General features: G+C 60.4%; 6 protein-coding genes. 3 read left to right on the forward strand and 3 right to left on the reverse strand.

Annotation, left to right across the window (positions count from 1 at the left end; genetic code table 11):
- Window positions 1-55: 55 nt before the first annotated feature.
- Genes mksB through mksF form a run of 3 tightly spaced genes read left to right on the forward strand, consistent with a single transcriptional unit; the run spans window position 56 to window position 4,867 of the window.
- Window positions 56-1,333, forward strand: a complete 1,278-nt coding sequence (gene mksB / locus JJD66_RS04790; RefSeq protein WP_003188283.1) for an Mks condensin complex protein MksB — start codon at window positions 56-58, stop codon at window positions 1,331-1,333.
- A complete protein-coding gene (gene mksE, locus JJD66_RS04795) occupies window positions 1,323-2,030 on the forward strand; it encodes an Mks condensin complex protein MksE (protein ID WP_003188281.1) in 708 nt (235 codons plus the stop codon). The genes mksB and mksE overlap by 11 nt, the downstream gene beginning before the upstream one ends.
- Window positions 2,027-4,867: an Mks condensin complex protein MksF gene (gene mksF / locus JJD66_RS04800; RefSeq protein WP_057977435.1), complete on the forward strand. Its 2,841-nt coding sequence runs from the start codon at window positions 2,027-2,029 to the stop codon at window positions 4,865-4,867. The genes mksE and mksF overlap by 4 nt, the downstream gene beginning before the upstream one ends.
- Before the next feature lie 187 nt (window positions 4,868-5,054).
- On the opposite strand, the gene JJD66_RS04805 is transcribed toward mksF, so the two are convergent.
- Genes JJD66_RS04805 through JJD66_RS04815 form a run of 3 tightly spaced genes read right to left on the reverse strand, consistent with a single transcriptional unit; the run spans window position 5,055 to window position 8,620 of the window.
- Window positions 5,055-7,358, reverse strand: a complete 2,304-nt coding sequence (locus JJD66_RS04805) for a PqiB family protein (protein ID WP_198716848.1) — start codon at window positions 7,356-7,358, stop codon at window positions 5,055-5,057.
- Window positions 7,351-7,974 carry a paraquat-inducible protein A gene (locus JJD66_RS04810; RefSeq protein ID WP_105225635.1) on the reverse strand — a complete coding sequence of 208 codons (624 nt, stop codon included), beginning with the start codon at window positions 7,972-7,974 and terminating at the stop codon, window positions 7,351-7,353. Before JJD66_RS04810 ends, JJD66_RS04805 begins: the two co-directional genes overlap by 8 nt.
- Complete coding sequence (locus JJD66_RS04815) at window positions 7,961-8,620, reverse strand: paraquat-inducible protein A (protein WP_056787042.1); 660 nt, start codon at window positions 8,618-8,620, stop codon at window positions 7,961-7,963. Before JJD66_RS04815 ends, JJD66_RS04810 begins: the two co-directional genes overlap by 14 nt.
- Between the last annotated feature and the right edge of the window lie 259 nt (window positions 8,621-8,879).

The raw sequence follows: 8,879 nt of genomic DNA on the forward strand, positions 1-8,879 counted from the left end.
CGCGCCTGATGCAGTACAATCGCGACTTTTAATCGCCAACCAGCCGGCCATTCCCATGATCGAACCCAAGCGCGTCCTGCGCGCCCTCGCCGAACACTGGGCCTTACTTGAGCCTCTGTGCGAACACTTCGACCAAGGCACCCTGAGCCTGGCCGAGCTGCGCGCACAGTTGGCCGCCCAACAACTGGACAGCACGCCCCAGGACATCACCAGCCTGCTGGACGTGTGGATTCGCCTGGATATCCTGGTGCCTGTCGCCAAGAGCCCGAACCGTTTCGAGCTCAACGCGCAGATCCACGACTTCCTCGCCTATCTTCGCAAGGAGCACCGGCTTGGCCTGTGCCTGGAAATCGAAGCCTACCTGCGCCACCTGGAGCGTCTGGCCGGTTATATCCAGGATGCCTTCGACATCCGTGACGGCCACGACCTGGCCCGGCAACTGCGCCTGCTGGATATGCGCGTGCGCGACGTGCTGAAAAAACTCGCCAACGACGAACAGGCCCTCGCCGCCGTCGCTGACCGCGCCAAGACCAGCGACCGCCAGATCCCGTTGCGCCAGCGCTACGCCGAGGTATTGGCGACCTGGGACGAGTACGTCGAGCCGATGATCCAGCTGGTGAACGCCGACGGCGCCTTCGAGCAAGGCGTACGCAAGGTGGAAAACGTGCTGCTGCGCATGCTCACCGAGCAACAGCGTCTTGGCCACCTGGTAGATGACGACATGCTGCTGCGCACCCATGCGCGCATCCTCGAGATGCAAACCAGCGCCCAGTTGACCTTGCGCCATGCGCGGGAGTTGCTGCTGCCGCTGCGTGAAGAAGCACGCCGGCATAACGCCGTGACTCGCGGTGCGGCGCTGGCCCTGTCGGCGATTCGCCGCAAAGGCCTGGACGCGGTGCCGCAAGCGGCGATGCCGATGTTCACCCGGCCGCAAAGTACCTTTTTGGGCAGTGCGAGCCAGGTCGAGGCCTATGTGTATGCCCTGGCCAATTTCGAGCCCAAGCCGGCGCGTTTCCCCAAGGCGCACAAGTCCCACAAAGGCGAAGCCCCGCGCGCACCGCGTACGGTCAAGGAAATGCTCGAACGCTGCGAAGACGCGCTGCCGATGCCCGACCTGATGACCTGGCTGCTGGAGCAGGAACCGGACGGCGCCACCGATGAATTGCTGTACTGGTTCTCGCGCCTGTCCCGGGAAAAACGCTTCAAGCGCGAGCGCCTGGAACGTCGCGATTACCACACCCACGAGCACCAGGTCAGCCTGCGCTCCTTCGCCCTGCTCCCGGCCGGCGTCGATGCCACCGAGAATTCTGCGAGCACGCCTTATGCATCTTGATCTATCCGAACTGTCCCAGCTGGCGCCGATTTTTCGCGAGCTGTTCAAGGGTTACCACGTCAGCCGTCGCGACCCGGAGCTGTACGCGCAATTGTCGAACTTCCAGGACCAGTACCGCACGCTGTTCAAGGCCCTGGGCTTTGAGCTGGTGTGCGATACCCGCGGCTTCTATTACTTCGTGCCGGACACTGCCGTGGCTGCCGCGCAGGTGAACAAAACCGCCCAGCGTCTGGCCCTGTTCACCTTCATCATCGTCGAACACCTGGCCGACCAGGGTCGCGACCCGATTGCGGTACTCGACGGCGGCAGCCTGGGCCGTGATGAATTGCCTTCGTTGCTGGAGAAATACCGTGACCTGTTTATCCAGGCCGAGGTGCAGACCCAGGAAGAGCTCGAAGAAAAAATCATGCGCCGCATGACCCAACTGGGTTTTGCCAGCGAAGACAACGGTATCTACCGCTTCCTGCCGCCGATGCACCGCTTCCTGGATGTGTGCCTGTCGGTGCAGCAGGACCGCGACCTTGCCGCCAGCGTACACAGCGTACTGCCGCTGCCGGCACCGGTGATTATCGACGAGGACAGCGACGAGAAACTGCTGAAGACCGATGACCCGCTGGATCTGAGCGCCTTCACCGAAGAAAGCGAAGAAGATGCCCTGGCCCGTGCCATTGCCGAAGAACAGGAGACCGACGCATGAGTAAGGAACGCTACGGCATCCGCCGCTTCGCCCTATTGAACACCGCCGGTTACAGCCTGGGCTTGTTCCCGCTGGAAGAACCGCTGTCGGTGTACGGCGCCAACAACCTGGGTAAATCCGCCTCGATCAACGCCTTGCAATTCCCGATCCTGGCACGCATGTCGGACATGAGCTTCGGCAAGTACACCCTGGAACAATCGCGGCGTTTCTACTTTGCCACCGACACCAGCTACATCCTGGTAGAAGTCTCTCTGCCCCACGGCCCGCACGTTATCGGCGTGGTCGGCCGCGGCCCGGGCGGCGGCTTTGGTCACCAGTTCTTTGCCTACGCCGGCAAGCTGGACCTTGCCCACTACCAGAAAAACGACACCTGCCTGCGCCAGAAAGAGCTGTTCACCAACCTTGAGCGCGAGGGCCTGAAAGCCTACGAGCTCAAGCCCGATGAACTGCGGCGCTTGCTGGTGGGCGGGCATACGTCGGTCCCGCTGGACCTGACGCTGATTCCGCTGCGCTCCACGAGCGAGCAGAGCCTGAAGACGTTCCGCGCGCTGTTTATCAACCTGCTGCACATGCGCGAAATCACCGCGGCCAAGCTCAAGCAACTGTTCCTTGATGCCTTCGAACACAGCCTGCGTTCGGGCAGTGTCGACTACATCGCGGCCTGTGAAGAAGCCTTCCGTGATGTGCGACGCATGGAGCAGGACTACAACTCGCTGGTGGCTGCCGGCCCCTTGGTTGAAGCCCTGGCCAATGGCGTGAAACAGCGCGACGCCCTGCGCGGCAAACTGCATCGCCTGTCGCCGCTGCTGGATTCGTTGCTGGGCACCTGGTCGGACTACGCCAGTGCGCGCAAGGAAGAGCTGACCATCCAGGCCGAACACTACCGCAACGAGCAGGACGCGCTGCAAAACGACCAGCGCGGCGGCACCCAGGAGCTGATGCGCCTGGAGCGGGAAATCAGTGGCATCCAGCGTTGGTTGGGCGAGTTGTCGGTGCTCAAGCACCGCTTTGCCCTGGTGGATGACGTCAAGATGCTGGAGCAGCAATTGCTCGCAGCCAAGGATGCCCATGATGAACTGGCGGGCGCCTTGGCGCAGTCGCGGCAGTTCAGCGCAGAGGACTTGGAAGAACGCCTGCGCGACCTGGAAAAGCGCTTGAAGTCGGTCAAGCAGCAGCTCGATCACGCGGACAACAACAGCTACGCCAAGCTGCGCGAAGAATTTTCGCAGCAGGATGTCGAGCGCCTGATGCGCCTGTTCAACAGCTCGCTGTTCAGCCTGCCGCTGGGCGAACATGGCATCACGCTGGACGAGGACGGCCAGTGGGTCAAATCCCTGGAACAGATTCTCGATGGCTTCAAGGGCGAGCGCTTTGAGGTGCCGGGGCTGTCCATCGACATCTCGCACATCGAGCCGCCGGCACTGCAAGCCCTGGCCGATCGCGCCGCGTTGCGTGACCAGAAAGAGCGCCTGGAAAAAGAGCTCAAGCAACTGAAAACCCAGCAGGCCGTGGCGTCCGACCGCGCCGCAAGCAAGACCCAGACCGAAGCGCTGTACCAGCAGGTACTGGATGCCCAGAAGGCCCTGGAAGACTTCCGCCGCACCCAGACCCTGAGCGCCGAAGAAGGCGAGAAGCTGGAAAACCTGGCGCAGATGGAAGCCGCCCAGGACGAGTTGAAGCGTTCCAGCGATGCCTTTACCGAGCGTGTCCAGCAACTGTCGGCCAAGCTGCAACTGGTCGGCCGTCAGATCGGCGATATGGAAGCCAAGCAACGCACGCTGGATGACGCGTTGCGCCGTCGTCAGCTGTTGCCGGCGGACCTGCCGTTCGGTACGCCTTTCATGGACCCGGTCGACGACTCCATGGACAACCTGCTGCCGCTGCTCAATGACTATCAGGACAGCTGGCAGGGTTTGCTGCGCGCCGATGGCCAGATCGAAGCGCTGTACGCCCAGGTGCGTCTCAAGGGCGTGGCCAAGTTCGACAGTGAGGATGATGTCGAGCGTCGTCTGCAACTGCTGATCAACGCCTATGCGCACCGTACCGACGAGGCGCTGACCCTCGGCAAGGCGCGCCGTGCAGCGGTCACCGACATCGCCCGTACCCTGCGCAACATCCGTAGTGACTACGACAGCCTGGAACACCAGTTGGCGTTGTTCAACCGCGAGATCAACAAGCGCCAGGTCTCCAACCTGCAAAGCTTCCGCATCGTACTGGCGCCGAACAAGGAAGCGCTCAAGCATATCGACCAGATCATCCACAGTGCCGGTCAGTATGAAGAAGGCGAGACCCTCTCGGTGTTCGACCTCAGCCAGAGCGCCGAACAGGACAACAAGAACGAAGAAGCCAAGGAATACCTGGCTCGTCTGGTAGCCGCCAACCATAACCAGTTGGGCCTCAAGGACTTGTTCGAATTGGCGTTCGAAATCACCAAGGTCAACGGCCAGCCGGTGATCCATACCGACATCGACGGCGCTGCGTCCAACGGCACCACCATGACCATCAAGGCGCTGACCAACATGTACTTGTTGCTGCACCTGATGGACCGCGACCAGGCCGGTCGCGTGCGGTTGCCGTACTACCTCGATGAAGCGGCAGACATCGATGAGAAAAACCAGGCTGCGCTGTTGGAAACCAGCCTGCAATTGGGCTTTGTACCGATTCTGGCCAGTGTGAAGCCGCAGGTGTCCGCCCAGGTGGCGATCGACCTGGAAGGCGGCAGCGGGCCGAACGGGATCTACATTGATGAGGCGGACTGGAAGTACATCCGTCGCCATGATGTGGTGAAGGCGACGATGAATGTGCAGGCGGACGAGCCGGAGCTGGATGAAGTCTGACGGGCTGTACTGAAAGGCAAAAAGGCCGCGATCTTTTGGGATCGCGGCCTTTTTTTCGGCTTGGGATTTGCGCTGTGTTTGTGGGCCTCATCGCGGGCAAGCCCGGCTCCCACAGTTGGAATGCATACTTGCTGAAAATGCATATCCCTGTGGGAGCCGGGCTTGCCCGCGATAGCCGCGCCTCGGTTTATTTACCGAGTGGAATCTTGGGCGCCCAGGTCAGCCATTCATCCTCAAACTTGTCGAACAACGGGAACGTCTGCTGCGGCCGTGCCGGGTTACCCATGCGGTCGCCATCCGGCGTGGCAAAGGCGATCCCGCCGGCCACCAGCGTCTCCAGAGACTCGGTACGCACGGTCGCGCCCTTGAACAAGCCGAAGTCGAGGCCAAAGCCGCTAGTGTTCCAGAAGCGGCTGCCACTGCGTACCAGAGGTGCGTACTTGGGCTCGATCAGGATGTGCACCAACACACGGTCGGCGGTCTGGCCCAGCTCATAGCCGGTGACTTTGCCGACCGTCACTTCACGGTAGGTCACCGGTACCCCTTCCTTCAACGAGCCACGGCGGGCGGCGCTGAGTGTGAGGCTCAGGCCAGCTTCCTGATGCACGGTTTCAGGCGGCTGGGCCAGGGCGACAAAGCTCTTCTGCGGGCCAGCGTTTTTCGCGGCCGGTTGCACTTCGATGTATTGGCCGGTGACCAGGGTCTCCAGGTTAGCCGTCTTCATCAGCCCAAGTTCCGGCTTGACCACCCAGAACTGGCTACCCGTACGCGCAATGCGGTCCGCGACCTGAGTGATACGCGCCTTGAGCAGCACCGACTGCATGTCAGCACTGAGGTCGACACTCTCGATCTTGCCCACATCCAGCCCCTTGAAGCGCACCGGTGTGCCGGCGCTCAGGCCGTCGGCTCGGTCGACTTTGATGGTCACCAGAGTGCCGTGCTGGTTGGCGGCATCACGGTCTGCATACAGGCGAAAGCGCGGGATGCGATGTTTCAATGGCACGTTCGGTTCCGGCGTTTCGAAGGCGATACCGCCCGCCATCAGGCTGGCCAGGGATTCGCTTTTGACCTGGATACCGCCGGTGAGCCCGCCCGTGAGGGTGACGCCGCTGGCATTCCAGAAGCGCGTCGAGCCGTTGACCAGGCTTTCGTATTCCTTCTCGATATGAACGCCGATCACCAGTTGTTTTTTCTTGCGTGAAAACTGGTAGCTCTGCACCGAACCGACTTTGACCTGTTTGTACAGAATCGGGCTGCCGACATCCAACGAGCCCAGGCTGTCGGTGAGCAACACCATGTGCAGGCCCGGGGAACGCAGGTCCAAAGGTGGCGCCTTGGCGCGGGCTACGTATTCGCGTTGTGGCGGGGTGCCTTTGTCGCCTGGGCGAATCGCGATGTAGTTGCCCTTGACCAAAGCCTCCAGGCCGGTGATGCCCGCCAGGGAGATGGACGGTTTGACCACCCAGAATTGCGTGTCCTCGACCAGGTAGTCTTCGGCCAATGGATCGAGGGTCAGCTCGGCGCTGGCACTGGACAGGTCCGGGTCGATCTTCAGGGTTTTCAGGCTACCGACCTGGATGCCTTTGTACATGACCGGCGTACGCCCGGCCTGCAGGCCTTCAAAGTCGGTGAGCTTGACCTTGACCTTGATCCCCGCTGCGGCGGCATCGAAATCTTCGTATAGGCGGAAAGGCAGGCTCGGGTCGGTGGGCGGGCTGTCTTTGCGGTTTTCAGGAGTGGCGAAGGCGATACCTCCGGCGACAATGCTGGAGAGGGATTCGCTGCGCACTTTCAAGCCGGAAAGGTTGGCGTCGATACTGATGCCGCTGGCATTCCAGAAACGCGTGTGCTTGCGCACCAGGTTGGCGTAGGTTGGCTCGATATAGACCTTGACCTCGACGGTACTCTGGTCTTCAGACAGCAGGTAGCTTTTAACTTGGCCGACCTGAATCTGCTTGTAGAACACCGGACTGCCACGGTTCAACGAGCCCAGGCGATCGGCCTTGAGGGTCAGGTGCAAGCCGGGCTTGGCGTCGGATAACGGCGGCTCTTCGGAGAGCGCCTTGAACTTGCGCGTGGGCTCGCCATCACCGGGGCTGGCGGCGATGTAGTTACCTGAAACCAGGGTTTCCAGGCCGGTGATACCGGCAAGGCTGACGCTGGGCTTGACCAACCAGAAGCGGGTGTTGGTCTTGAGGTACTGCTCCACGTCCTTGTTCATCTCGATGGTGGCGATCACCCCGCGATTGCTGCCTTCGTCATCCAGGGCCAGGGTTTTGACCTTGCCCACGGTCATGCCTTTGTAGACCACTTCGGTCTTGTTGACCTGAATACCTTCGCCGCTTTCAAAGCGAACTTGAATCTCGATACCTTGCTGGGAATAGGCACGCCACCCCAGCCAGCCACCGATGATCAGGGCAATCAGGGGCAGCACCCAAATGGCCGACCAGTTAGAGGCTGGGCGGGTCTTAGCTTTAGGCAAATCACTCATGGTCGTCGTCCGACTCCGTGTTATCCCAAATCAGTCGGGGATCGAAAGTTACTGCGGCAAACATCGTCAAGATCACCACACTGGCGAACGCCGCAGCGCCGAGGTTGGCCTCGATACTGGCTAGCCGCCCAAAGTTAACGAGCGCCACCAGGATGGCGATCACGAAGATATCCAGCATGGACCAACGCCCAATGAACTCGATAAAGCGATACATCACAATGCGTTGTTGCGCGGACAGCGGTTGGTGACGCTGCACCGAGAACAGCAGCAGGCCAATGCCGACCAACTTGAAGGTCGGTACCAGGATACTAGCGATGAACACCACGGCAGCGATAGGAAACATCCCGTGCTGCACCAGCTGGATGACACCCGACATGATGGTGCTGGGGTCGCCTTGGCCGAGGGAGTTGACCGTCATGATGGGTAACAGGTTAGCGGGGATATACAGGATCGCCGCGGTGATCAACAGCGCCCAGGTACGTGTGAGGCTATTGGGGCGACGAGCATGGATCAACGCACCGCAACGGGTGCAGAGTTGCTCCTCGCTATCCGCTTCCTGCTTGTTCAACTCATGGCATTCGGTACAAATCAGAATACCTGCATCAATCGCCCGCATGGTCATCCTCTCCTGACAGCGCTTGCCAGATCTGATGGGGCGACATCACCACCTCAAGCAGAACTTGAACCATTAATAGACTGACGAAGCAGACCAGACCCAGGCCAATTGTGATGGAGGCCATGTCGGCGAGCTTTACGATCGCCACTAGCACACCCATCAAGTAGACCTCCAACATCCCCCAGTCCTTCATGTGGTGGTAGATGCGATATAGCAGCAGCCCGTAATTGCGCCCTATGTTCCAGCGAATACTGAGCAGCACTGCCAATTGGCACAGGAGCTTGAGCAAGGGGATGCCCATGCTGCACAGGAACACCACCGCGGCAACGCCTTGCATACCCGTATCGAACAGGCCAACGACGCCGCTCCACACGGTGTCCTCCGAAGACTGCCCGAGTAGATTGAGCTGCATGATGGGCAAAAAGTTCGCGGGGACGTACAACAGCAGTGCAGCCAGTACCAAGGCGAGACTGCGCTCGACCACATTGTGACGGTGAGCGTATAGCTCGTAGCCGCAGCGTGGGCATTGGGCTTTTTCGCCGAGGGCGAGCGTTGGTTTGCGCATCAGCAAGTCGCACTCATGGCATGCCACCAGATCGTCCAGCGGTAAATCCGATACCTCGCGGGCATCAACCGGATCGGGCATAGATAGGGCTCTGACTCTAAAAATGGTTAGGTGGCTATTCTAGTGGTGTCGCTCAGAAATAACTGTGCAAATTTGTCGGGGCAGTCAGGTCGGAGGTTGGGGCGCACAGGTGTACGGGGACAAGGTGGACACTTTTCGAGCGCCCAAAACAAAACCCCAACTGCTTTCGCAATTGGGGTTTTGGAATTTAATCTTGACGATGACCTACTCTCACATGGGGAAACCCCACACTACCATCGGCGATGCATCGTTTCACTGC

It is taken from the genome of Pseudomonas sp. MF6751, from assembly GCF_016613265.1.
GTDB lineage: Bacteria > Pseudomonadota > Gammaproteobacteria > Pseudomonadales > Pseudomonadaceae > Aquipseudomonas > Aquipseudomonas fluorescens_BV.